This is a genomic window from Amycolatopsis sp. WAC 04182 (genome assembly GCF_003947465.1).
Classification (GTDB): Bacteria; Actinomycetota; Actinomycetes; order Mycobacteriales; family Pseudonocardiaceae; genus Amycolatopsis.
On record NZ_QHJJ01000008.1, the window covers coordinates 482715 to 506001 of the forward strand.

The 23287-nt window shown below is 68.6% G+C and carries 23 protein-coding genes; 11 read left to right on the top strand and 12 right to left on the bottom strand.

What is annotated here, in order from left to right:
* Window positions 1-231 precede the first annotated feature (231 nt).
* From ahcY to DMH01_RS37090, 4 genes are all read right to left on the bottom strand, one after another.
* A complete protein-coding gene (gene ahcY / locus DMH01_RS37075; protein WP_125683202.1) occupies window positions 232-1707 on the bottom strand; it encodes an adenosylhomocysteinase in 1476 nt (491 codons plus the stop codon).
* Between the two features lie 250 nt (window positions 1708-1957).
* Entirely contained in the window at window positions 1958-3019 is a 1062-nt protein-coding gene (locus DMH01_RS37080; RefSeq protein WP_199745760.1) for a DNA polymerase IV, read from the bottom strand.
* Between the two features lie 10 nt (window positions 3020-3029).
* Window positions 3030-3455, bottom strand: coding sequence for a YciI family protein (locus tag DMH01_RS37085; protein ID WP_125683205.1), 426 nt, complete (start codon window positions 3453-3455; stop codon window positions 3030-3032).
* A gap of 61 nt (window positions 3456-3516) precedes the next feature.
* The gene (locus DMH01_RS37090) at window positions 3517-3783 is read right to left on the bottom strand and encodes a DUF3040 domain-containing protein (RefSeq protein WP_125683207.1); all 267 of its coding nucleotides are present in this window, start codon (window positions 3781-3783) and stop codon (window positions 3517-3519) included.
* 230 nt (window positions 3784-4013) lie between these two features.
* On the opposite strand from DMH01_RS37090, the gene DMH01_RS37095 reads away from it, so the two are divergent.
* Window positions 4014-5072: a cobalamin-independent methionine synthase II family protein gene (locus tag DMH01_RS37095; RefSeq protein WP_125683209.1), complete on the top strand. Its 1059-nt coding sequence runs from the start codon at window positions 4014-4016 to the stop codon at window positions 5070-5072.
* Window positions 5073-5096: 24 nt separating this feature from the next.
* Here the strand turns inward: DMH01_RS37095 and DMH01_RS37100 are convergent, their stop codons facing one another.
* Both DMH01_RS37100 and DMH01_RS37105 read right to left on the bottom strand, forming a co-directional pair.
* Window positions 5097-5723: a LysE family translocator gene (locus DMH01_RS37100; RefSeq protein WP_125683211.1), complete on the bottom strand. Its 627-nt coding sequence runs from the start codon at window positions 5721-5723 to the stop codon at window positions 5097-5099.
* Complete coding sequence (locus DMH01_RS37105; protein WP_125683213.1) at window positions 5720-6286, bottom strand: GNAT family N-acetyltransferase; 567 nt, start codon at window positions 6284-6286, stop codon at window positions 5720-5722. The genes DMH01_RS37100 and DMH01_RS37105 overlap by 4 nt, the downstream gene beginning before the upstream one ends.
* Before the next feature lie 51 nt (window positions 6287-6337).
* Here DMH01_RS37105 and DMH01_RS37110 point away from each other — a divergent pair, with 51 nt between their 5' ends.
* Complete coding sequence (locus DMH01_RS37110; RefSeq protein ID WP_125683215.1) at window positions 6338-7120, top strand: alpha/beta fold hydrolase; 783 nt, start codon at window positions 6338-6340, stop codon at window positions 7118-7120.
* A 77-nt stretch (window positions 7121-7197) separates the two neighbouring features.
* On the opposite strand, the gene DMH01_RS37115 is transcribed toward DMH01_RS37110, so the two are convergent.
* Together DMH01_RS37115 and DMH01_RS37120 are read right to left on the bottom strand one after the other, a co-directional pair.
* Window positions 7198-8013: a MerR family transcriptional regulator gene (locus DMH01_RS37115; RefSeq protein ID WP_125683217.1), complete on the bottom strand. Its 816-nt coding sequence runs from the start codon at window positions 8011-8013 to the stop codon at window positions 7198-7200.
* Window positions 8014-8058: 45 nt separating this feature from the next.
* Window positions 8059-9213 (bottom strand): epoxide hydrolase family protein, encoded by a 1155-nt coding sequence (locus DMH01_RS37120; RefSeq protein WP_125683218.1) that lies wholly within the window; start codon window positions 9211-9213, stop codon window positions 8059-8061.
* Window positions 9214-9348: 135 nt separating this feature from the next.
* On the opposite strand from DMH01_RS37120, the gene DMH01_RS37125 reads away from it, so the two are divergent.
* The 3 genes from DMH01_RS37125 to gcl are packed head-to-tail and all read left to right on the top strand — an operon-like array spanning window position 9349 to window position 12758.
* Window positions 9349-10176 carry a hydroxypyruvate isomerase family protein gene (locus tag DMH01_RS37125; RefSeq protein WP_125683220.1) on the top strand — a complete coding sequence of 276 codons (828 nt, stop codon included), beginning with the start codon at window positions 9349-9351 and terminating at the stop codon, window positions 10174-10176.
* Window positions 10173-11060, top strand: a complete 888-nt coding sequence (locus DMH01_RS37130) for an NAD(P)-dependent oxidoreductase (RefSeq protein ID WP_125683222.1) — start codon at window positions 10173-10175, stop codon at window positions 11058-11060. The genes DMH01_RS37125 and DMH01_RS37130 overlap by 4 nt, the downstream gene beginning before the upstream one ends.
* 3 nt (window positions 11061-11063) lie before the next feature.
* The gene (gene gcl, locus DMH01_RS37135; protein ID WP_125683224.1) at window positions 11064-12758 is read left to right on the top strand and encodes a glyoxylate carboligase; all 1695 of its coding nucleotides are present in this window, start codon (window positions 11064-11066) and stop codon (window positions 12756-12758) included.
* A 45-nt stretch (window positions 12759-12803) separates the two neighbouring features.
* Here gcl and DMH01_RS37140 read toward each other — a convergent pair whose 3' ends face one another.
* Both DMH01_RS37140 and DMH01_RS37145 read right to left on the bottom strand, forming a co-directional pair.
* Entirely contained in the window at window positions 12804-13232 is a 429-nt protein-coding gene (locus DMH01_RS37140) for a pyridoxamine 5'-phosphate oxidase (RefSeq protein WP_125683226.1), read from the bottom strand.
* A gap of 228 nt (window positions 13233-13460) precedes the next feature.
* Window positions 13461-14654 (bottom strand): lytic transglycosylase domain-containing protein, encoded by a 1194-nt coding sequence (locus DMH01_RS37145; protein WP_125683228.1) that lies wholly within the window; start codon window positions 14652-14654, stop codon window positions 13461-13463.
* Between the two features lie 250 nt (window positions 14655-14904).
* On the opposite strand from DMH01_RS37145, the gene DMH01_RS37150 reads away from it, so the two are divergent.
* From DMH01_RS37150 to DMH01_RS37160, 3 genes are all read left to right on the top strand, one after another.
* Window positions 14905-15483 carry a helix-turn-helix transcriptional regulator gene (locus DMH01_RS37150; protein WP_125683230.1) on the top strand — a complete coding sequence of 193 codons (579 nt, stop codon included), beginning with the start codon at window positions 14905-14907 and terminating at the stop codon, window positions 15481-15483.
* Window positions 15484-15580: 97 nt separating this feature from the next.
* Window positions 15581-17902 (top strand): penicillin acylase family protein, encoded by a 2322-nt coding sequence (locus DMH01_RS37155; protein WP_125683232.1) that lies wholly within the window; start codon window positions 15581-15583, stop codon window positions 17900-17902.
* On the top strand, window positions 17899-19224 hold the full coding sequence (locus DMH01_RS37160; protein WP_125683234.1) for a S9 family peptidase: 1326 nt from the start codon (window positions 17899-17901) through the stop codon (window positions 19222-19224). Before DMH01_RS37155 ends, DMH01_RS37160 begins: the two co-directional genes overlap by 4 nt.
* Window positions 19225-19330: 106 nt before the next feature.
* Here the strand turns inward: DMH01_RS37160 and DMH01_RS37165 are convergent, their stop codons facing one another.
* Window positions 19331-20131: a carbon-nitrogen hydrolase family protein gene (locus DMH01_RS37165; RefSeq protein WP_125683236.1), complete on the bottom strand. Its 801-nt coding sequence runs from the start codon at window positions 20129-20131 to the stop codon at window positions 19331-19333.
* Between the two features lie 103 nt (window positions 20132-20234).
* On the opposite strand from DMH01_RS37165, the gene DMH01_RS37170 reads away from it, so the two are divergent.
* A complete protein-coding gene (locus tag DMH01_RS37170) occupies window positions 20235-20894 on the top strand; it encodes a GntR family transcriptional regulator (RefSeq protein WP_199745761.1) in 660 nt (219 codons plus the stop codon).
* A 5-nt stretch (window positions 20895-20899) separates the two neighbouring features.
* A complete protein-coding gene (locus DMH01_RS37175; RefSeq protein ID WP_125683238.1) occupies window positions 20900-21235 on the top strand; it encodes a sporulation protein in 336 nt (111 codons plus the stop codon).
* On the opposite strand, the gene DMH01_RS37180 is transcribed toward DMH01_RS37175, so the two are convergent.
* Window positions 21174-21854 (bottom strand): TetR family transcriptional regulator, encoded by a 681-nt coding sequence (locus DMH01_RS37180; RefSeq protein ID WP_125683240.1) that lies wholly within the window; start codon window positions 21852-21854, stop codon window positions 21174-21176. The two genes, DMH01_RS37175 and DMH01_RS37180, sit on opposite strands and share 62 nt — an antisense overlap.
* A 74-nt stretch (window positions 21855-21928) precedes the next feature.
* On the opposite strand from DMH01_RS37180, the gene ligD reads away from it, so the two are divergent.
* Window positions 21929-22867 (top strand): non-homologous end-joining DNA ligase, encoded by a 939-nt coding sequence (gene ligD / locus DMH01_RS37185; RefSeq protein ID WP_199745762.1) that lies wholly within the window; start codon window positions 21929-21931, stop codon window positions 22865-22867.
* Window positions 22868-23287 lie beyond the last annotated feature (420 nt).

Consider the following 23287-nt stretch of genomic DNA (forward strand, 5'->3'; position numbering starts at 1 on the left):
ACACCTTCTCCTTCGTAGTCGCCCGGCCCGTGTGCTGCCGGGGTGTGGCTACTTAAGGGATTCCCGCCCTCATCGGGGAGAAACAGGTCCATCCGGCCGAAGTTTTCACGCATTCGGCCTAGTGACTTCACGGCCTCGGTGAGCAACGAACACCGGTACCGGGTCGGTGCCGGACCTCGTGAGTGGTAAGGACGGTTAGAACCGTCCTTACCACTCACGAGGCGGTCGAACTCAGTACCGGTAGTGGTCCAGCTTGTACGGACCCTCGACGTCCACGCCGATGTACTCGGCCTGGCGCTTGGTCAGCTTCGTCAGCCGGACACCCAGCGCGTCGAGGTGCAGGCGGGCCACCTTCTCGTCGAGGTGCTTCGGCAGCACGTGGACGTCGGTGGTGTACTCGCCCTGCTTCGTGAACAGCTCGATCTGCGCGATCGTCTGGTTGGTGAAGGAGTTCGACATCACGAAGCTCGGGTGGCCGGTCGCGTTCCCGAGGTTCATCAGCCTGCCCTCGGACAGCACGATGATCGAGTGCGCCTCGCGGTCCGCCGTGGCCGGGAAGACCCACTCGTGCACCTGCGGCTTGATCTCGATCTTCTGGATGCCCGGGATCTTCGCGAGGCCGGCCATGTCGATCTCGTTGTCGAAGTGCCCGACGTTGGCGACGATCGCGTTGTGCTTCATCTTGGCCATCTGGTCGGCCATGATGATGTCGAAGTTGCCGGTGGTGGTGATGAAGATGTCGCCGCGCGCGACGACGTCGTCGAGCTCCACGACGTCGAGGCCCTCCATCGCCGCCTGGAGCGCGCAGATCGGGTCGATCTCGGTGACGACCACGCGGGCACCCTGGCCTCGAAGCGATTCCACCGCGCCCTTGCCGACGTCGCCGTAGCCGCAGACGACCGCGACCTTGCCCGCGATCATCACGTCGGTGCCGCGGTTGAGACCGTCGATGAGCGAGTGGCGGATGCCGTACTTGTTGTCGAACTTCGACTTCGTCACCGAGTCGTTCACGTTCATCGCCGGGAAGAGCAGCTCGCCTTCCTTGGCGAGCTTGTAGAGCCGCTTGACGCCGTTGGTGGTCTCCTCGGTGACCCCGCGGACCTCCTTGGCGATACGGGTGAACCGGCTGGTGTCGCGGCCGAGGCTCTCGCGCAGGGTCTCCAGCACGAGGTGGTACTCCTCGGGGTCCTCCTCGGTCGGCTGCGGCACGGCGCCGGCGGCCTCGAACTCGACCCCCTTGTGGATCAGCAGGGTCGCGTCGCCACCGTCGTCCAGGATCATGTTCGGGAGGCGGCCGTCGCCGAAGTCGAAGAGCTGGTCGGTGCACCACCAGTACTCGGCGAGCGTCTCGCCCTTCCACGCGAACACCGGCGAACCCGACGGCTTCTCCACGGTGCCGTTCGGGCCGACGACGACGGCCGCGGCCGCCTCGTCCTGCGTGGAGAAGATGTTGCAGGACACCCAGCGCACCTCGGCGCCCAGCGCGACGAGCGTCTCGATCAGCACGGCGGTCTGCACGGTCATGTGCAGCGAACCCGCGACCCGCGCGCCCTTCAGCGGCTGGGAGTCGGCGTATTCGCGGCGCAGCGCCATCAAACCGGGCATCTCGACCTCGGCGAGGCGCAGCTGCTTGCGGCCGGCCTCGGCGAGGGAAAGGTCGGCGACGGCGAATTCGATCCCGTTGACCTTGGACAGGGTCGGGCTCATGGGTTCTCCAATCAGGAAGGAAGGCAGGGCGAAGCGGTCCTTTTCGCCGGTGGCGGGAAGGACGGTGTCACTGCGGGGGTTCAGCGCACGGCCTCGACGACGAAGGCCGGAAAAGGGTTTAGACGCAACAAAGGCACCTCCACAGTGGGAGGCGCCCTTACGTCTGTCGCAGCGAGCCGAGCGTGGCGGAAGAATTCCGTCGCAGCGCCTCTCGACCCGGAACCAGAATGGCAAAGCGCCGCGAGCGCTGTCAAGGCGACACGGATCGCTCCGCAGGTGAGAGGAATTCGGCGCGGACACCCAGCAGGCGGACCGGTCTGCCGAGGTCGAACATGCCGAGCACGGCCAGCGCCGCCTTCTCGATTTCGGCGGGATCCGAGGTCCGTGCGGGCAGGGTCACGCTGTGCGTATGGGTCTGGAAGGGGGCGAACCGGACCTTGACCGCGACCCGCGCGGCGGGCCTGCCTTCCTCGGCGACGTCCTGTGAGACGCGGTTCGCCAGTGCGACGACCTCCGCGGTCATGGCCTCCGGATCGGTGAGGTTCTGCTGAAAGGTGGTCTCGCGGCTACGGGATCGAGCGACGTACGGCGTCGCGGTGACCTCGGCGTCGCCGATTCCGCCGGCGAGGATCCGGTACCACGGGCCGAGTTTCGGGCCGAACCGGGCCGCGAGGTCCGCCGGATCGGCGCCCGCCAGTTCGAGGACGGTGTGATAGCCGGCCTCGGCGAGCTTCTTCGTGGTCTTGGTGCCGATGCCCCAAAGGGCGTCCGTCGGCCTCTCGGCCATGACGTCCCACCAGTTGTCCTGGATGAGCCGGAAGATCCCCGCCGGTTTCGCGAATCCGGTGGCGAGTTTGGCGCGCAGCTTGTTGTCCCCGATCCCGACCGAGCAGGAAAGCCCGGTCTCTTCGGCCACTTCCCGCCGGATGTCGGCGGCGAGTGCTTCGGGATCGTCGGTGGTGACGCCGAGGAACGCTTCGTCCCAGCCGAGCACTTCGACGACCACGGGGAATTCCCGCAGTGTCGCCATCACCCGATCGGAGACCTCTTGGTAGGCGGGTGCGTCCGTGGCGAGGAAGATCGCGTCAGGGCACCGTTTCGCGGCGGTTCGCAGGGGCATCCCGGAGCGGATGCCGAACTCGCGCGCCTCGTACGACGCCGTCGCCACCACGGCCCGTTCCGCCGGGTCGCCCGTGCCGCCGACGATGACGGGCTTACCGCGCAGCTCAGGCCGGCGGGCGACCTCGACCGCCGCGATGAACTGGTCGAGGTCGACGTGGAGTACCCAGCGCACCCGCTCCCGCACGGCCATGAGCCCGAGCTTAGGACCGTTCGGCGATCTCGTCGCGCATCCGCTGCTCGTTCTCCTGCAGTTCCGGGGTGAAGTTCTCGCCGAAGTCCTCGGCTTCGAGGATCTTGCGGACCTCGAGCACGGTGTCTCCGGTCGGGGGAGTGGGGCAGCGCTTCGCCCACTCGATCGCTTCGGCACGCGAAGGGACATCGACGATCCAGAAGCCGCCGACGAGTTCCTTGGCTTCGGTGAACGGACCATCGGTGACGGTGGCTCCGGCCGGGCTGAGCGTGACCCGTGCGCCCTTGGAGCTTTCCTGCAGGCCTTCGCCGCCGACCAGCACCCCGGCGTCGAGCATCTCCTGGTTGAACTTCGCCATGGCGGTCAAAGCCTCCATCGGCGGCATCTTCCCGGCTTCGGAGTCCTCGTCCGCCTTGATGATGATCATGAAACGCATGCGTCTTCCTCCCAGTGAACCGGACGTATCGCCCGGACTCTACCGGTGTACGGGAGGACGATCAGGCGCGCCCGAACCGGGACAGGTGCACGATCACCGCCGCGGTCACGGTGATCATTCCGGTCAGCAGCAGGGCCGGACTGTCCACCATGATGCCCAGCAGCATCAACAGGCCGGCGGTGAGGTCGAGGCTGAGAAGGAGGGCCAGTCGGAGCAGTGGGGGCCGGGCGGGCCTGCCGGCCCGGAGCTGAGCGGCCAGTGCCGGCTCGGTGAGCTCGAACCAGCGCTCGATCTTCTCCAGCTCTTGCCGATCGTGATGGCTCAGCATCGGTTTCTCCTTCGGCGCGCCCCGGCCGTCGACATCCACGGAATACCCAGGAGCAGGGCCGGATAAGCATCGAATTTCGCCGAGCTTCGTATAACGACCTATACGGCCTCGCCGTTGCGCCATTCGGGGTTTCAGCACGCTCAAAGATCGTCTCGAAACAAAGGGCTCGGTAGGTTCCACGCTTGTGGCCATGGGGGCCGCGGGCTGTGCCATCTGGGAGGACGCGAGCGATGACCATACCCACCGAACCGATCGGCAGTATTCCCCGTCCCGGCTACCTCATCGAAGCGCTCGGTGAGCACGCGGCCGGACGGCTCGACGCCGACGGCCTCGGCGAGTCGCGGGAAAAAGCTCTCGTGGAGACCATCGAACGGCTGGAGGAGACCGGCTCGCCGGTGATCACCGACGGCGAGCAGGGCAAACCGAGTTTCGCCACGTATCCCTTGGCGGGCCTCACTTCGCTGGCATCGGACGGCGTCGTCATCCCGTTCGCCGACGGGCACACCCGGCAGCTTCCGAGGCTGACCGCCGGGCCGTTCCGCTATCAGACCTACGCCGACAGCTATCTGCGCGAAGCCAAGAAGTACGCGACCCGGCCGGTGAAGCAGGCGGTGATCGCCGCTTCGGCAATCAGTCTCGTCTATCCCGGTGAAGAACTGGCCGGATACGACAAAGAACAGTTCATCGCCGACCTGGTGAACGAGGCCGAGGCCGACATCCGCCGCAGTCTCGACGCGGGTGCGGACAGCGTCCAGATCGACTTCACCGAAGGCCGGTTGTCGCTGAAGCTCGATCCGTCCGGCGGACTGCTGCGGTCCTTTGTGGACCTGAACAACACCGTGCTGGACCGGTTCTCCGAGGAGGAGCGCGCGAAGATCGGTGTGCACACCTGCCCCGGTGGGGACCAGGACTCCGTGCACAGCCTGGACGTCGACTACGCCGGGCTGCTGCCGACGTTGTTCCGGTTGAAGGTGGGCAACGTCTACGTCCAGCTGGCCAGCGAGCCGGATCCCGAGCGGGCGTTGCGGGTGATCGCCGAGCATGCTCGTCCGGAGCAGCGGATCTTCGTCGGCGTGACCGACCCGATCGACCCGCGCGTCGAAACCGCCGAAGAGATCCGGGACAGGGTTCTGCAGGCGGCGCGGTTCATCTCGCCGGACCGGCTGGGCACCTGTGACGACTGCGGTTTCTCGCCGTTCGCCGACGACACCTCGACGTCGCGGGACACCGCGTTCGCCAAGATCGCCGCCCGCGTCGAAGGGACGCGCCTCGCCGCCGAAGCCCTCTGACGTCGGGTGATGGGCGCCTTCAGGTCAGTTCTGCACCGCGACCCGGATGCCGAGCCCGACCAGGAAGGTGCCCATCACCGCGTCCATCGTGCGGCGCACCCTGCCGGAGCTGAAGAACCTCCGCAGCGAACCGACCAGCGTCGCCAGGACGAAGGTCCAGACGACGGCCACCGTGGTGGCCAGCACGGCCAGTTGCAGGGTCTGCGCGGTCGAGGCCGAATGCGGGAGGAACTGGGGGATCAGCGCGAGGAAGAACATCGCGACCTTCGGGTTGAACAGGTTGGTGAGCAGTCCCTGCCGGAACGCTTCCTTGGGCGCGACGACGGGCGCCACCCTGTCCTTGAGTTCGCTGTAGTCGCCGCGGCGCACCGCCAGCCACGCCTTGACACCGAGGAAGATCAGGTAGCCGGCGCCGATCAGCTTCACCACGGTGAAGGCGATCGCCGACGCGGTGAGGATCGCCGCGACCCCCAGCGCGATCGCGACCACCCAGACGAAGACGCCGAGTGCGATACCGAGCCCGGCGGCGATCCCGGCCTTGCGCCCGCCGAGGATCGCGCTGCGGGTCACGACCAGGAAATCCGGGCCCGGTGCCATCGCGCCGAGCAGACAGATCAAGACGAACGAAAGTGCGGTGGTCCCGGAGATCATCTTGCGATGCTATCCGGCTCGTCGATGTCCCTGGCCATGACGGCGCCCGGCACGTCGACGCCGTCGGGGGTCGTGACGGTCACCCGTTCGACTTCGGTGAAGCCGAACGACCGGTACAGCGGGACACCGGGCAGGGTCGCGGTCAGTGTCAGCGACGTGAAGCCCTCGGCCTTCGCCGCGAGACGACAGGACTCGAGGATCGCGCGCCCGAGCCCACGACGTGTCCAGTCGCCGCGGACGAACATGGCGCGCACGCGCGCGGGTTCGGCGGCCGGATCGAGCGGACGGTCGTCGTCCGACGCGTCGCCGGCGCCCGCGTGGGTCTTGTTGCGCCTGCTCCAACCCCCGCAGGCGACGATCTCGCCGTCCGCCTCGTGCACGAAGTAGGTGCCGTCTTCGATCAGCCGCAGGTCGAGCCGCGCGATGTGGTCCGCCGCGCTCGCGGTCTGGCGTTCGTCGTAGAACCGGGGGAACAACTCCAGTACCGAGGCTCGCATCAGCGCCGCGATGGCGGGCGCGTCGGCGAGGGTGGCCGTCCGCTGCGGCGGCGTGTACGTCGTCATGTCGCGGAAGATAGTCAACGACCGCGGCCCGGCCTATCGGATAATCACGTGATGATCACCGACGACGGCTGCGAGCTGTGGACCTCGGCGACCGGCCGGGGCGCACCGATCCTGTGCTGCCACGGCGGTCCCGGTCTGTGGGACATGTTCGGCACCCTCGATCTCGGCCCGCGGTTCCGGTTGATCCGGTGGGATCAGCGCGGTGCCGGGCGTTCGGAAGCGCGTGGTCCGTACACCCTCGAACGGATGGTCGCCGACGTCGACGCCGTCCGCGAGTGGCACGGCCTCGACCGCGTCCCGGTTCTCGGGCATTCGTGGGGTGCGCATCTCGGCCTCCTCTACGCGCTCGCGCGACCGGAACGGGTGAGCGCGCTCGTCTACGTGTCGGGTGTCGGCCTCGGTCACGACTGGCACGCGGAATTCAAGCGGAACTTCGAGCGCGTGGTGGGCGAGAAGCCTCGCGGCGAAGGCCGCGAACGCGCGATGTGGCAGTGGACGGCCGATTTCGTGACCGACGGCGCGGGCCACGCCGAAGCGATGGCGACGCCCTGGTTCCCGGTCAACTACGAAGCGAACACGGCACTCAGCGAGGAGATGCGGACCGTTCCGGAGTCGGAACTCGTCTCGGCCTGCGAGTCGCTGCGAGTGCCGACACTGATCGTGGACGGCATGGCCGACAACCGGCCCCGGTGGGCCGTCGACTCCTTGGAGCAGGCCCTGCCGTCGGTGCGGCGGGTGCGGTTCGAGAACGTCGGGCACGTGCCGTGGCTGGAGGCGCCGGACGAGTTCCGGGCCGTTGTGACCGGCTTCCTGGCCCGTCCTGAAGTGTCATGAAAGGGTCGTCCAGGACGAAAAACGTCCTGAACGACCCTTTCATGACATCCGGGATGGAGCCCGTCGGACGGCGGGCGTCAGGCCTTGGTGATCGGCTGCTGCAACTCGGTGACCCACTTGTCCCCGTCTTCCGGGCATTCGAGGTAGAACTCCCGTGCCGGGCCGCTCGCGCGGTACCCGTGGGCGTCGACCCACTTCGCCAGTGCCTGGTAGCTGGAGAGCACGGTCGCCATCGAACCTCGGTGCAGGATCGTCGCCGCGGTCGCGACTTCGGCGAGACGGACCGTCGAGAATCCTTCAGTGCCATCGGTTTCGGCCGAGATCGGGACCGCGGCGTGGATCCGCACTCGCTCGCCGTCGGCGTCGTCTTCGTAGTAGGCGATGAGCGGACCGGACGGCGTGATCGGGCCGAGCGCGCCGAACAGCTCCTTGTAGAGCCCTTGCACGACGGGCCCGATCTCGTCGTTCACGTAACCGCCCGCCGTCCCGGTCAGCTCGGCGACGCGCACCGCGGGCAGGCTTTTGACGACGACGTCTTCGGATGGCATGGTTCCCTCGCTTTCGATCGACCGGAGCCTCGCCTCCACGGCCTTGAGCCGCGTCTCGTCGGCCGCGATGGCCGCTTCGAGTTCGGCGCGGCGCAGCCGCAGCATCCCGCGCAATTCGTCCGCGCCGATCTCCGCGTCGAGGATCTCCTGCACCTGCGTGAGGGTGAAGCCGAGATCCTTGAGGGCGATCACCCGGTTGAGCCGGGCCAGCTGCTCTCCGGTGTAGGACCGGTAACCGCTGAACGGGTCGACGTGGGCGGGGCGCAGCAGCCCGATGGCGTCGTAGTGACGCAGCATGCGGACCGACACCCGGCCGTGCTTGGCGAAATCTCCGATACTGAACATGACGACTCCCAGCGCACAGCCTGACACGGTGTCACAGTCAAGCGGTCATCGCACGAGCCGGAAGAACGACCGCACCTCCTCGGTGAACACGGCGGGCTGTTCGAAGGCCGCGAAGTGGCCGCCCCGGTCGAGTTCGTTCCAGTACCGGATGTCGGTGAACCTGCGCTCCGCCCAGCGGCGGGACGGGCGCGGGGTCTCGCACGGGAAGATCGAACAGCCGGTCGGCACGGTGATCGTGTCCACAGTGGATTCGGCGAACCAGCTCGACACCTCGGCGAAACTTTCCCAGTACAGCCGGGCGGACGAGGCGCCGGTGCCGGTCAGCCAGTAGAGCGTGATGTCGTCGAGCATCGCGTCGCGGCTCAGCGCGTTCTCCGGATGGCCGCCGCAATCGGTCCACGCCTGGAACTTCTCGACGATCCACGCGCACAGCGCGACCGGCGAGTCGGCCAGCGCGTAACCGATCGTCTGCGGCCTCGTCGCCTGCTGGATCGCGTAACCCGAACCGTCGGCCTTGGCGTTTTCGAGGTCGGCGAGCGACTTCCGTTCGGATTCGGTCAGGTCGTCGGACGTCGCCGGGTCCGGCGCCGCCAGTGGTGGGTTGAGGTGGATCCCCGCCAGCCGCTCGGGCGCCGTCCGGCCCATGAGCGTGGTGATACTGGTGCCCCAGTCGCCGCCCTGGGCGCCGTAGCGCTCGTATCCCAAGCCCTCCATGAGGCGGATCCACGCGTCGGCGATGCGCTGGATCGACCAGCCGGCCCGCGCGGGTTTGTCGCTGAAGCCGTAGCCGGGCAAGGAAGGGACGACGACGTGGAACGCGTCGGCCGCGTCACCGCCGTGGGCGACCGGATCGGTGAGCGGGCCGAGCACGTCGAGGAATTCGAAGACCGAACCCGGCCAGCCGTGCGTGAGCACCAGCGGCAGCGCGTCCGGATGCGGTGAGCGGACGTGCAGGTAGTGGATGCCGAGTCCGTCTATTTCGGTCCGGAACTGGGGGAACGCGTTGAGCCGGGATTCCGCGGCCCGCCAGTCGTAATCCCCGGCCCAGTACGAGCACAGTTCGCGCAGGTAGGCGACGGGTACGCCCTGCGACCAGTCGTCGACGGTCTCGTCTTCGGGCCAGCGGGCACGGCGGATCCGATCCCGGAGGTCTTCGAGATCGGCCTCCGGGATCCGCGCTTGGAACGGCGTGCTGTCCATGTCGGCTGACGTTATCGAGGGGGTCCGACATTTCCTCGGTCTGAGGGTGCGCTGTCCGTTGACCGAGGACAGGTCAGCGGGCTATTCTCGATATACGAAAGAAAGTTTCCGCATAGCGAAATTGCAGAGGTTTCGATGGCTGATCTTGCCGGTTCGCGTCATGCGCTGCCGTACGTGCTGAACCTGTCGCTGGTCTTCACCGAGTTGCCGCTGCTCGACCGTGCGGAGGCGGCGCGTGCTGCTGGCTTCACCGCGGTCGAGTACTGGTGGCCCTTCGAGACGCCGGTGCCGGACGACGCGGAGGTCGACGCCTTCGTGGCGTCGGTCGAGCGGGCGGGCGTCGCGGTGACCGGGCTGAACTTCTTCCCTGGCGACATGGCGGGCGGCGATCGCGGCCTGGTCACCTGGCCCGGCCGTGAGGACGAGTTCGCCCGCGGCATCGCCTCGGCGATCGACCTTGGCGAGCGGCTCGGTTGCCGCCGGTTCAACGCGTTGTACGGCAACCGGATCGACGGCGCGGATCCGGCCGGGCAGGACAAGCTCGGCCTCTCGAATCTGGCGCTCGCGTCGGACGCGGCCGCGCGCATCGGCGCGGAGATCGTCCTGGAACCGTTGTCGGGGGCGGAGAAGTACCCGCTCAAGACCGCGGACGACGTACTGAAGGTGCTCGACGAACTCGGGCGGGACAACGTGAAGCTGCTGGCCGACCTGTACCACCTGGCGGTCAACGGTGACGACCTCGACACGGTCACGACCGTCCACACCGGACGGATCGGCCATGTGCAGATCGCCGATGCCCCAGGGCGGCACCAGCCGGGGACCGGAACGCTGGACATCGAGGGATACCTGGAAAAGCTGCAGACGGCGGGGTACCGCGGGCAGGTCGGCGTGGAGTACAAGCCCGACGGGCCGAGCGCGGATTCGCTGTCGTGGCTGCCTTTCGAACGAAGGGGACTGGCATGACCAAGCTGGGATTCATCGGCCTGGGTATCATGGGCGGGCCGATGGCGGGACATCTCGTCGCCGCCGGCCACGAGGTGAGCGGATTCGACACGAACGCCGACGCGCTCGCGAGGCTGGAAGCCGCGGGCGGCCGGGTCGCGAACGGGGTGACGGACGCCGTGGCGGGCGCGGAGGTCGTCATCACCATGCTGCCGAACCACCCGCAGGTCGAAGCCGTCGTGCTCGCGGCGGGCGGGGTGCTGGAGTCGGCGAAACCGGGCACCCTGCTGATCGACATGAGCACCATCCGGCCGGAAACCTCCATCGAGGTGGCCGAGCGGGCGGCCGAACGGGAGATCCGGGTGCTGGACGCGCCCGTGTCCGGTGGCCAGGCCGGGGCCGAGCAGGCAGCACTGTCCATTATGGCCGGTGGCGATGCCGAGGACTTCGCCGCCGCGCTCCCGATCCTGGAGTCGGTCGGCAAGACGATCGTGCACGTCGGGCCGCACGGCGCCGGCCAGGTCGTCAAGGCCGCGAACCAGCTGGTGGTCGGCGGAACCTACGGGCTGATCGCCGAGGCCATCGTGCTGCTCGAAGCCTCCGGCGTGGACGCAGGCGTCGGGCTCGACGTCCTCGCGGGCGGCCTTGCGGGCAGCCGGATCCTCGAACTCAAGCGGAAGTCCATGGTGGCGCGGGAATTCGCGCCGGGCTTCCGGATCGATCTGCACCACAAGGACATGGGCATCGCGCTCGCCGCCGCCAGGCAGGCCGAGGTCGCGCTCCCGCTCACCGGGCTGGTCGCCCAGCTCGTCGCCGCCGGACGGGCGATGGGCCACGGCTCGCTCGATCACTCCGCGCTGTTGAAGGTCGTCGAAACGCTGTCCGGCGCGGAAAACAAGGAGTGACGCATGCCCAGAATCCCCGCCATGCAGGCCGTCGTCGACGTCCTGGTCAGTGAGGGCGTCGACACCGCGTTCGGCTGCCCCGGCGCCGCGATCCTCCCGCTGTACCACGCGATGCAGGACAGCGGCATCGAGCATCTGATCGTGCGCCACGAAGAGGGCGCGACCCATATGGCCGACGGCTGGGCGAGGACCACCGGCAACGTCGGCGTCGCGATCGGCACCTCCGGGCCCGCCGGGACGAACATGATCACCGGCCTCTACACCGCGCAGGCCGACTCGATCCCGATCCTGTGCATCACCGGGCAGGCCGACTCGCGGAAGCTGCACACCGAGGCGTTCCAGGCCGTCGACATCGTCGAGATCGCCAAACCGGTGACGAAATGGGCGGTGCAGGTCAAGGAGGCGGCCCAGCTGCCGTGGGTGTTCCGGGAGGCGTTCCGGATCGCGCGGTCCGGCCGTCCGGGCCCGGTGCTGATCGACCTGCCGATCGACGTCCAGCGGCAGGAGATCGAGTGGGATTCCAGTATCGACTCGCCGCTGCCGGTCACCAGGGCGACGCCGTCACCGGCCAGGGTCGAGCGGGCGCTGGACCTGCTGCTGGCCGCCGAACGGCCGCTGATCCTCGCCGGTGGCGGCGTGGTGCTCGGCGACGCGAGCGACCGGCTGCGGACCGCGGCCGAACTGCTCGGTGTCCCGGTCGGCGTGACGTTGATGGGCAAGGGGAGCTTCCCCGAGGACCACGAACTGTTCGCCGGCATGGCGGGTATCCAGACCTCGCAACGGTGGGCGAACGCGGCCTTCCTCGAAGCGGATCTGGTGCTGGCGCTGGGCGCGCGGTTCGGCGACCGGCACACCGGTGACCTCGACGTCTACCGCGGGAACCGGAAGTTCATCCACGTCGACATCGAGCCGACACAACTGGGCAAGGTGTTCGGGCCGGACCTCGGCATCGTGTCGGACACGGGCGCCTTCCTGGACGCGCTGATCGAGGCGGCGTCGAAGCGTTCGCCGGCACGGGATCGCGCGTGGCCACGGCGGATCGGCCAGCTCAAGGAGAGCCTGCCGCGCCGCGAGGACTTCGAGGACACGCCGATCAAGGCGCCCCGGGTGTTCAAGGAGATCAACGAGTTCTACGGCGAGGACGCCTACTTCGTCACCGCGATCGGGCTGTACCAGATCTGGTCCGGGCAGTTCCAGCGCGCGCACAAGCCACGGCACTATCAGGTGTGCGGCCAGGCGGGCCCGCTCGGCTGGGAGATCCCGGCGGCGATCGGCGTCAAGAAGGCGAAACCGGAGGCCGAGGTCGTCGGCGTCGTCGGGGACTACTCGTTCCAGTTCCTGGTGGAGGAGCTGGCGGTCGCCGCGCAGTACGACGTCGGGTTCGTGCTGATCATGCTGAACAACGAGTACCTCGGGCTCATCCGGCAGGCCGAGACCGGCTACGAGATGAACTTCGAGGTCGACATCCACTACGACAAGATCGGCACGGACAACGTGAAGGTCATGGAGGCCTACGGCTGCTCCGGCACCCGCGTCGCCGAGCCGGGCGAGATCCGGGCTTCGCTGGAGTGGGCGCGCAAGGAGGCCGAGCGGACGTCGCGGCCGGTGCTGGTGGAGATCATGATCGAACGCGAAGGGAACGCCGCGATGGGCAAGGCACTCGACAGCGTCGTCGAGTTCGAACCGATCGCGGGCTGATGACGGTGTCCCGGCGGCCCCGTCCGCCGGGACACCGTCATGCCGTCAGGCCTTGCTCTGGTCGTTGCTCAGCCACTTCTCCGGCCGGACGCGGACCAGCACGGAGTTGTCGCTGAGCGCGCCGTCGACGTACTTCGTGCCCTCGTCGCCGGGCAGGTAGCGCTGCGCGATCTTCAGCGCCTGCTCCCGGGTCGGCGGCGTGTCGTTCGCGATGACCGGACCCTCGGCCGTCACGTACTTGTAGGGGAACGTCTCCGTCTGCGCGACCAGGCTGAGCCTGCCCGCCTTCTTGATCGCCTTGTCCTTGACCGAGCCGCCGTCCATCCAGATCAGGAGCTCGCCGCCAGGCTCGTAGTCGTACCAGACCGGCACGGCCAGCGGCGCCCGGCCTTCCCGCTCCACGGCCAAGACCCCGATGTGGACCTCGCTCAGGAAGGCTTCCCGTTCTTCGGCGGTCATGACGAATGACGACATCCGTGTCTCGCTTCTCTCGGTTGGTGAGCTACGAGAAGCGGTAACGCGGCCGGTCTTCGGGACATTCCGGGCGCTGAGCCTCGTGACTGCTCGCCGTGAAGTACATGAAGGCCCCCATCCTTGCGCCAGGCGCAAGGATGGGGGCCTTCATGTACTGGGGAGGAGGCCTTCACGGAACGAGCCTGGCATCAACCCGCGGCCGGAAGCCGCATAGGTATCCAAGACCCTTCACGGGGTCGGGGAAGTGGTGGTGCTGGTCGGCGTCGTCTCGCCCGTGTTCCCGGCCGGCGTCGAGGACGGCGCCGCGGAGGACGTGCTGGACGGAGGAGGCGTCGTCGAGGACGGAGGCGTGCTCGAAGGCGGTGTCGACGAAGGAGGCGTCGACGAAGGCGGGGTGCTGGTCGGCTTCGAGGGCGAAGTGCTGCTCGGCGGTGTGGTGCTGCTCGGCGGGAGCGACGTGCCGGGCTGCGAGGTCGGCGGCGGCGTGGTCGTGCCGGGCGGGGGAGTGCCGGGCAGGGTCGGCACGGGGACCTCGCCGCCAGGCGTGCCGGCCGCGACGTCCGGCGAGTCGGGAGCGCCGACGGGCACCTGGCTGTCCGGCGTGGTCGCGACACCGCCGCGGTAGGCAACCGCCCAGCGGATCACCGTGTCCACATAGGACAGTGAGTGGTTGTAGCGGTAGACGGCCACGCGCTGGGTCTGCTCCGACGTCAGGTCGACACCGCCGGAGCAGAGGTACCGGCCCGACGCCAGGGTCGCGTCGTAGATGTTGTTCGGGTTCGACTCGCCGTCGCCGTTCCCGTCCGAGGCGTAGCCCTTCCACGTCGACGGGATGAACTGCGTCGGGCCGACGGCGCGGTCCCACACGCTGTCGCCGTCGTACTTGCCGCCGTCGGTGTCGGAGATGGCGGCGAACGGCCCGGCGCCGTTGAGCTGCGGGCCGAGGATCGGTTCGAGGGTGTTGCCCTTCGCGTCGACGTAACCGCCACGCGCGTGATTGGACTCGATGCGGCCGATACTCGCGATCAAAGCCCAGTCGATGTGGCAGCCGGGCAGTTCCTTCGCGAGGATGTCGGCCGCGTTCTTGTACGCCTTCATCATGCTGGCGGGGATGCCGAGCGCGCCCGACGGCGCGAAGGCGCCACCGACGTTGCCGCTGTGCCCGGGGACGGTCAGCGGGTCCGGCGTGGGTGGCTGGGGGAGGCTGCCGTCGACGGCGATCTCCGGGACCGTGCCCGCCGGCGGTTGCCAGGCCGCGGCCTGGTTCTGCGGTACGGCGGGTTTCGGCGCGGCGACCGGGGCGTCCGGGCCCGCCGACGCGGTCACCGCGGGCAGGACGGCGAGTGCGCCACCGGCGAGCGCGAAGGCCGTCCGGTGCCGGGCGGACAACTTGTCCGTCTGTCGAGGGCGGTGCTTCGGCATGTTCTCTCCCGCTAGGTCGACTCCGGGCAAAACTATCCGATACAACCGAATTTCGGGGACGACGCAACGAAAAACCCGCGAACCTGTCGAGTTTTCGTCCGCCCGGCACAAGACCTTCGTAGTGAAGTTGTCAATTTCACGCTGAGTTCACCGAAACGCCAGCAGAATCCTCGCTCGCTCCGCGACGGTGGTCTGAACCGCGTGCAAAGAGACCTTTGCACAATCACCTTTGCACGGCTACCTTGGTGTCATGACCGGTCCGCCGCCCCCCGAAGAGATCGCCGACGCCGCCGTACTGAAGGCGGTGATGCACCCGCTGCGCCGCCGGATCATGGAGGCGCTGGGCCGCGGACCCGCGACGGCGACGAAGCTGGCCAAGGAACTGGGAGAGAGTTCCGGCGCGACCAGCTACCACCTACGGGAACTGGCGAAATACGACTTCGTCGACGAGGCACCGGAACTCGCGCACGGCAAGGAACGCTGGTGGCGCGCCCGGCAGCGTGACATCCGCTGGCCCCGGCACAGCGAGCAGAACGACGAGATGCGCGCCGTCTTCGACGAGGCGCAGCGCGCCGCGTTCACCGAGGACCTCGAACAGCTGGCGCGTTTCCTCGAACGGCGCGGTGAGCTGGGCGAATGGGGTGACGCGCTGGTGTTCTCACGCGGCTCGGTCCAGCTGAACCTCGAAGAGCTCAAGGAGTTCTTCGACGAGTACCTGGACCTGCTGCGCCGCTATTGGCGGCCGGAACCCGCCCCGGACGCGCGGAAGGTGCTCGTGCGCTGGACGGCGTTCCCGGATGTCGACGGGGAGGTGAGGGAAGGGAAGTGAAAGACCGGTGGGAGAGCGGCCACTCGACCACCGGTATCGCGTCACCACGCCAGACGGCGTGTCTTCACGAACGACTCCACAGACAAGGGGGAGCAGCATGCTGCTCTGGAACAGAATCGCGGCCGTCTGCGCCGCGGCGAGCCTGCTCGCGGCGGGGACCGCGGCGGCCGCGCAACCGCCGGACGGGGCATCCCGGCCGGACGCCACCATCCGCTACACCGAATTCGGCATTCCGCACATCGTCGCGAACGACTGGGTGAACCTGGGTTTCGGGCAGGGGTTCGCCGCGGCCAGGGACAACATCTGCGCGATCGTGGACGTCGCGGTCACGACCCGGGCCCAGCGTTCCCGCTGGCTCGGGCCGGACGCCCCGCCGACGAGCGGGGTGAGCCAGGCGAGCACGAACCTCGCGAGCGACCTGTACTTCCAAGGTCTGAACGAAAGCGGCGTGATCGAGCGGCTTCTGTCGGAGCCGGCGCCGCGCGGGCCGTACCGAGAGGTCCGCGAACTGATCCGCGGCTACGTCGAGGGCGTCAACAAGTACCTCCGCACCGGTGAGATCACCGACCCGGCCTGCCGGGGCGCCGGCTGGCTGAAGCCGATCACCGAGCTCGACGTCTACCGCCACAGCCACGCGGTCGGCATGATCTTCGGTCAGGGCGGTGTCGCGGACTCGATCACCGCGTCGTCGCCGGGTGCCCCGCCCGCGGGCGGCGGCGCCGAACAGATGCTCGGGGAGACCGGCATCGGCAGCAACGCGATCGCGGTCGGCGCGGCCGCGTCGGCGAACGGACGAGGTGTCTCGCTGGCCAACCCGCACCTGCCGTGGCAGCTGAGCGGGACCAGGCTGTGGCAGTCGCAGCTGACGCTGCCCGGCAAGCTCAACGTCAGCGGAGCCGGTATCCCCGGCATTCCGCTCATGTGGCTGGGACACAACGAAACCGCCGCCTGGAGCGGAACCGCCACCGACACGACGCGCACGTACACGCTGTTCGAGCTGAAGCTCGTGCCCGGCTCGCCGACGACGTATCTCGTCGACGGGAAGCCCGAGCGGATGCGCCGCCACGATGTGAGTGTCCTGTCGCGCAAGGCGGACGGCACCTTGGAGCGGGTCGTACGTCCACAGTGGACGACCCGGTACGGCCCGGTGACGACCAGGCTCGGGCAGCGGGAACTGCCGTGGACGGCGTCGACCGCGTTCGCCATCGCGGACGCCAACGCCACGAACATCGGGATGACGAACTCGATGTTCGCGATCGCCCGCGGCCGGACGGCGGGGGAGATGATCGGCGCGGTCCGCGAGACCCAAGGGCTGCCGTGGATGAACATCCTCGCCACCGACGACCGTGGCCGGGTGGAGTTCAGCCAGATCCACGGGGTCCCGCACGTCACCGACGAGAAGGCGGCGCGCTGCAACACGCCGCTGGGCAAGGAAATGTTCGAGGCGGACGGTGTCGCGATGCTCGACGGCGCGAAGACGGCCTGCGCGTGGGGCCGGGATCGCGACGCACTGCGGCCGGGCGTCTTCGGCCCGTCCAGCCTGCCGAGCCTGAGCCGGTCCGACTACGTGGCGAACTCGAACGACAGCTACTGGCTGCCCAATCCCGCGGCCGCGACGAGCGGCTTCCCGAGGATCGTGGGCCCGGTCGGCTACGAACAGAACATGCGGACACGGGGCGGTTTCGTCGAGATCGCCGATCAGCTGAAGAAGGGCGGCTTCACGGGGCAAGCGATGCGGGACCTGATGTTCTCGCACCGGGACCACGCCGCCGAACTCGTGCGGGCCGACGTCGTCGCGATGTGCCGCACGATGGCGGGAATGGAGGCCGCGTGCGCCGCGCTGGCGGGCTGGGACGGCCGTTCGGACGCGGAGAGCAGGGGAGCTCTGCTGTTCGACCGCTTCTGGTCGGCCGTGGATCGCCTGGGGTCGTCGATCTGGAAGGTCCCGTTCGACGTCAAGGATCCGGTCCACACCCCGAACACCCTCGACACGGGCAACGCGGCGATCCGCAAGGCGCTTTCCGACGCCGTCGCGGAGTTGCAGGCGGCGAATATCCCGCTCGACGCGCCGTACGGCGACAACCACTACGTCGTCCGTGACGGCCGGAAGATCCCGCTGGGTGGCGGAACCGCGGGCCGTGGTGTCTACGACTCGCTGGGCGGGCCATGGGATCCGGCTCGCGGCTACCCCGAGTTCACGCACGGCGGGACGTACCTGCACGTCGTGGCGTTCACCGGGACCGGTTGCCCGGACACGACGACGCTGATGACCTACTCGCAGTCCGCGAACCCGGAATCGGCGCACCACAGCGACCAGACGGAGCTGTACTCGCGCAAGCAGTGGGTCACCGAACGGTACTGCGAGAAGGACATCCTCGCGTCGCCGTCGCTGGAGGTCGTCCGGGTGAGCAGGCGATGATCGCCGCGTTGCTCGCGGCCGTCGTGGCGGTCTCGTCACCGCTGCCCGCCGCGGCTCCGGACGGCGAGGTCTCGTTCACCAGCCACGGGGTCACCTTGCGGGGAACGGTGGTCGCGCCGGAGGGCGGTGGTCCGGCGCCGGGCATCGTCATGGTGCACGGATCCGGCGAACACGACCGGGACGACTACCGCGTCGAGGCGGAATCCTTCGCCAAGGCGGGGATCGCGACCCTGATCTACGACAAGCGGACCGAGGGCTATTCACTGTTCGAGCGGGACTACTCGGTGCTTGCCGACGACGCTCTCGCCGCTGTCCAGGCGCTGCGTTCACATCCTGGGGTGGATCCCGCACGGGTCGGCGTGTGGGGCCTGAGCGAAGGAGGCTGGGTCGCGCCGCTGGCGGCGTCGAAGTCGAAGGACGTCTCCTTCGTGGTCACCGTCGGTGCCAACGGTGTTTCGCCCGACCGCCAGCAGTCGTGGGCCTTCGAGACCTATCTGCGCCGCGGCGGGGTCACCGGTTCGATGGTGGACATGGTGTCGTCGACGAACATGCGCACCCTCGCGGGCGCCGGAGTGTTCCCCGAGGCCGGATACGACCCGGTTCCGGTGCTGGAGAAGGTGCGGCAGCCGGTCCTCGGCCTGTGGGGCGAGCTGGATCGGCTCACCCCGCCTGGCGAGGCCGTCCGGATCTTCCGGGAAACGCTGGACCGCGCCGGAAACCGGCAGTACACGCTGAAGGTATTCCCGCAGGCCCAGCACGGGCTCCGGCCGACCACCGACGGTTTCGACAAGCTCGACGGCTTCGCTCCCGGCTACCTCGACCTCGTCGCGAACTGGGTGAACGGAGCGAAGGGCGGGCTGTCCGCCGATCCGCCTCCGGTCCAGGCGAGCCAAAGCGCCGCGCTGGCACCACTCGCCTGGTACGAGGCACCGTGGGTGCAGATCGGGATCTGGGCGCTGGCGTTGTTGGCGTTCGCGGCCTACCCGGTGACAGCGTTGTTCCGCCGTCGTAAGGAGGTTCCGCTCGCCAGGCCCGCGCGCTGGCTGGCGTCGGCAGGCCTGCTCGGCACGGTGGGATTCCTCGTCTACTACGTCGTGCTGACGACGGGGGCGGCGATGGCGCCGGGACCGGTCCTTTTCGGACGGACGTTGCCGTGGCTCGCGTTGCAGCTGATCGCGGTCGGGGTCGTCGTCGCCGGGGTGGTGACCGCGGTTTCGTGGTGGCGGAAGAAGGAACGCGGGGGAGTCCGGGTCGGCCTGCTGCTGGCCGGGACCGTGCTGTTCGTCCCGTGGGCCGTCCACTGGGGACTGCTGGTGCCGTGAAACGAGCCTGGGTGCCGGGCGGCCACCCGGCACCCAGGCGAACGGAAGCCGCGTCACCACGCCCGAGGACGTGTCTTCACGAACGGACCTCCGGTTCAGAAGATACTCAGGACTTCGGGGTGACGGCGAACCGGCGCAGTTCCAGCGCCGGGTTCTTGGCGCGCACCTCGGAGATCCGCTCGGCGGAGACCTCGCCGGTCGCAGTGCCCGTGCGCTCGCCGAGCGAGGCGACGACGACGCCCATCGGGTCGACGATCATGCTGTGCCCGGAACCCGCGGGGGCGGCCTGCCCCGCCGCGACGAGGTAGATCGTGTTCTCGATCGCCCTGGCCCGGACCAAGGTGGTCCAGTGGTCCTCCTTGAGCGGACCGGGCATCCACTCCGCGGGCAGCAGTACGGCGTCCGCGCCCGCGTCGACCAGGCGACGGGTGACCTCAGGGAACCTCAGGTCGTAGCAGGTCTGGAGACCGAAGGTGATCCCGTCGACTTCGAACGTCTCCGGGGCTTCGATGTCGCCGGGCCGGACCAGTTCCGATTCGCGGAAACCGAAGGCGTCGTAGAGGTGCAGCTTGCGGTAGAGCGCGGCGATCGCCCCGTCGGGGCCGGCCGCGACGAGCGTGTTCGAGATCCGCTCGCCGCCGGGGAGTGCTTCGTTGATACCCGCGACGACGGTGATCTGCCGGTCCTTGGCGAGGCCGCGCAGTTCGGTGACGAACGGCCCGTCGAGTTCTTCGGCCGAGGTCACGAATTCCCGGCTCATCGTCGGTACGGTGAACAACGAGTACTCGGGCAGGACGACCACCCGCGCACCGCGGTCGGCCGCTTCGCCGACGAGGGAGGCGACTCGGGCGAGGTTGGCCTCTTTGTCGTTGCCGGGCGCGAACTGCGCCACCGCGACGTGCACCATGGGACCCCTTCCAATCAGTGGAACTCTTGTATACATGATGGATACTTGAGTGGTCCAGGTGTAGGCTCTGTCGCGGAAAGTAAGGGAATAGAGGGGGAACGAGATGACTGTGACCGCCGAAGGGGGCGGCCCGGCGCGCGAGCGGGTCTACACGTGGCTGCGCGACGGAATCATCTCGGGTGAGCTGGAAGGCGGCCGCTTCCTCGACGAAATGTGGGTTTCCGGCGTCGTCGGCGTCTCCAGGACCCCGGTGCGCGAGGCGTTCCACCGCTTGGCCGCCGAGCGGTTCATCAGCCTCCTGCCCCGCAAGGGCGCGCAGGTGCGCACGGTCACCGCCAGGGAACTGGAGGAGGTCTACCAGAGCAGGCGGCTGATCGAAGGGCACGCCATCGCCGCGCTCTGCGCGAACCGGGCGGGGGCTCCCGCCGAACTGCCGGAACTCATCGAAGCGATGGCGAGCTCCGGCGCCGAACGCGACTGGTTCGCCGTCTCGGGGTTCGACCGCCGGTTCCACCGCGCCATCGTGAACGCCGCGGGCAACACCGTCCTGACCGAGCTGTACGACACGCTCCGTTCACGGCAGCAACGGGTCACGGTCCGCGCGCTGGAGGCGCGCCCGGAACGGCTGACTGTGATCAACGCGGAACACCGCGCGCTGGTCGCCGCCCTGAACGACCACGACGCGAAAGAAGCGTCACGGTTGCTGGAGGAGCATCTGCGCCCGGTGTCCGAAGTGATGTCGGCGCTGCCTCAGGAAGGCTGACCCGGATGGGACTCGAAAAGGTCGTCGGCGTCATGCGTGACAACCTCACCGTCCGGCGCGTCTACGGCGAGCCCGTCGAGAAGGACGGCGTCGTGGTGATCCCGGCCGCGCGGGTGATCGGCGGCGGAGGCGGCGGGCACGGCGCCGAACAGGACAAGGAAGGCGAGGGTGGCGGTTTCCTCCTCGCCGCGCGACCTGTCGGCGCGTACGTCCTCAAAGGCGGCGAGGTGCGCTGGGTTCCCGCGGTGGACGTGACCGTCCTCGGAGCGGTGTTCGCCGTCATGGTCGCTGCGATCCACCGGCGCCGGCAATACCGGCGAGGATCAGATCGAGCCCGGTGAGGAACTGCTCCCGGTCGTCGTGATCGCGCGCGTCACCGGCGATGGACCGGAGGAACGGGAATTCGCCGGGATCGAGTGCTTCCCACGCGTCCGCCGCGGCGTGCAGGAATTCGGTGCGGTCCACCCCGGGCCCGGCCACCCGGGAGTTCGCGGCGTTCTGGCCCGCGGCGCCGAAGATGTAGTGCACCAGCGCCGAGGTCGCCGTGAACCAGGTGGTTTCGGGGGCACCGAGCGCGCCGACCCGCTGCCCGATGCTTTCGAAGATCCGCGGCGTCACCGAACCCCAAGGGCTGCGGGAGAGTTGTGCGGCGACTTGCGGGGAAAGCCAGGGATGCCGGTCGGCCGCGTCGAACAGGCCGAGCGCGATCGCGCGGATCTCGCGCAGGGGTGAGCCCGTGGCTTCGACGGCCAGCGCACCGGCGATGACGGACGCTGTCGCGGCGTCGAGCAGCGCGCCCTTGTTCGGCACGTGCCAGTAGATCGCGCCGGGGCCGGTGGCGAGGCGTTCGGTCAGCGTCCGGAAGGTCAGCCCGCGCTCGCCCGCCGCGTCGAGGAGTTCGACGGCGGCCTCGACGATGCGCTCGCGGGACAGTGCCTCCGCGCGTGTCCGTGGTGCCATGTCGTTCATCCTGGCAGAGCGTGGATCGCCATCGAGCGGACGCGGACCGGCGGATTTCGGGTTAGTTTCCCTGTATGGCGAAAAGCTCGGCGGTGGAGATCGAGGTCGGCGACCGGACGGTGCGCGTCTCGAACCCGGATCGCGTCTACTTCCCGGCGCGAGGGGAGACCAAACTCGACCTCGTCCGGTACTACCTCGCTGTCGGCGACGGGATCGTGCGGGCACTGCGGGAACGGCCGTGCATGCTGCACCGGTTCCCGTCCGGCGTTTCGGGGGAGAAGGTCCATCAGAAGCGGGTGCCGAACGGGGCTCCCGACTGGCTGCAGACCGTCCGCGTCGACTTCCCCTCCGGCAGGCACGCCTACGAACTGTGCGTCACCCATCCCGCGGACGTGATCTGGGCGGTGCAGATGTCGACCGTCGAGTTCCACCCGTGGAACTCGCGCCGCGCCGACACCGAACGTCCCGACGAATGGCGGATCGACCTCGACCCGATGCCCGACTGCCCGTTCTCCACCGTGCGGAAGGTCGCCCACACGGTCCGCGAGATCCTGGACGAACTCGGGATCATCGGCTGGCCGAAGACCTCCGGCGGGCACGGCCTGCACGTCTACGTGCGGATCGAACCACGCTGGGGCTTCCAGGAGGTCCGCCGGGCGGCGCTCGCTTTCGCGCACGAGGTCGAGCGCCGGATGCCCGACGAGGTCACCACCACCTGGTGGCGCAAGGACCGCGACCCGTCGAAGCTGTTCGTGGACTACAACCAGAACGCGCGCGACCACACCATCGCGAGCGCGTATTCGGTTCGCGGCGTGCCCGAAGCCGTCGTCTCGACCCCGATCCGGTGGGACGAGATCGACGACGTCGAACCGCGTGAGTTCACCATCGCCACCGTGCCCGCGCGCTTCGCCGAACTCGGCGACCTGCACGCGGGCATCGACGACACGGCGTACTCACTCGACACTCTGCTCGAGTGGGCGGACCGTGAAGGTCTCGACACGGAAGGCGAGTGAACTCGGTTCTTTGTCGCATTCAGAGGACTAAATGCGGCGAGGCACGGGGCCTCGCTGGGTGGGGTTGCGAAGCCGCTTTCGCAACGCCCGCTACCGCCGCGTGCCCCCGCACCGCCAGCGCCTTCACCTCGGCGCCGACTCGGCCTGTCGCGAAAGCCACTTTCGAGACATCTGGTGTCCCGAAAGTGGCTTTGGCGACGCGCGGGATCGGGAGAATACGCGACCGAGCTGTACATGACCTACCACAGCAACAACACCCATAACCGGCCGCTCAGCAGCTTCATCGCCAGCGCGCCGGACGCCTGGTACTACTCTCACCGAACGTGAGGAATCGCCACGTGCACTCGTTCACCAACCGGTGCCGGCGGGGGCTGTTCGCGGTCCTCGTCGGCACCGGCCTGCTCGCCGGTTGCGGCGGCG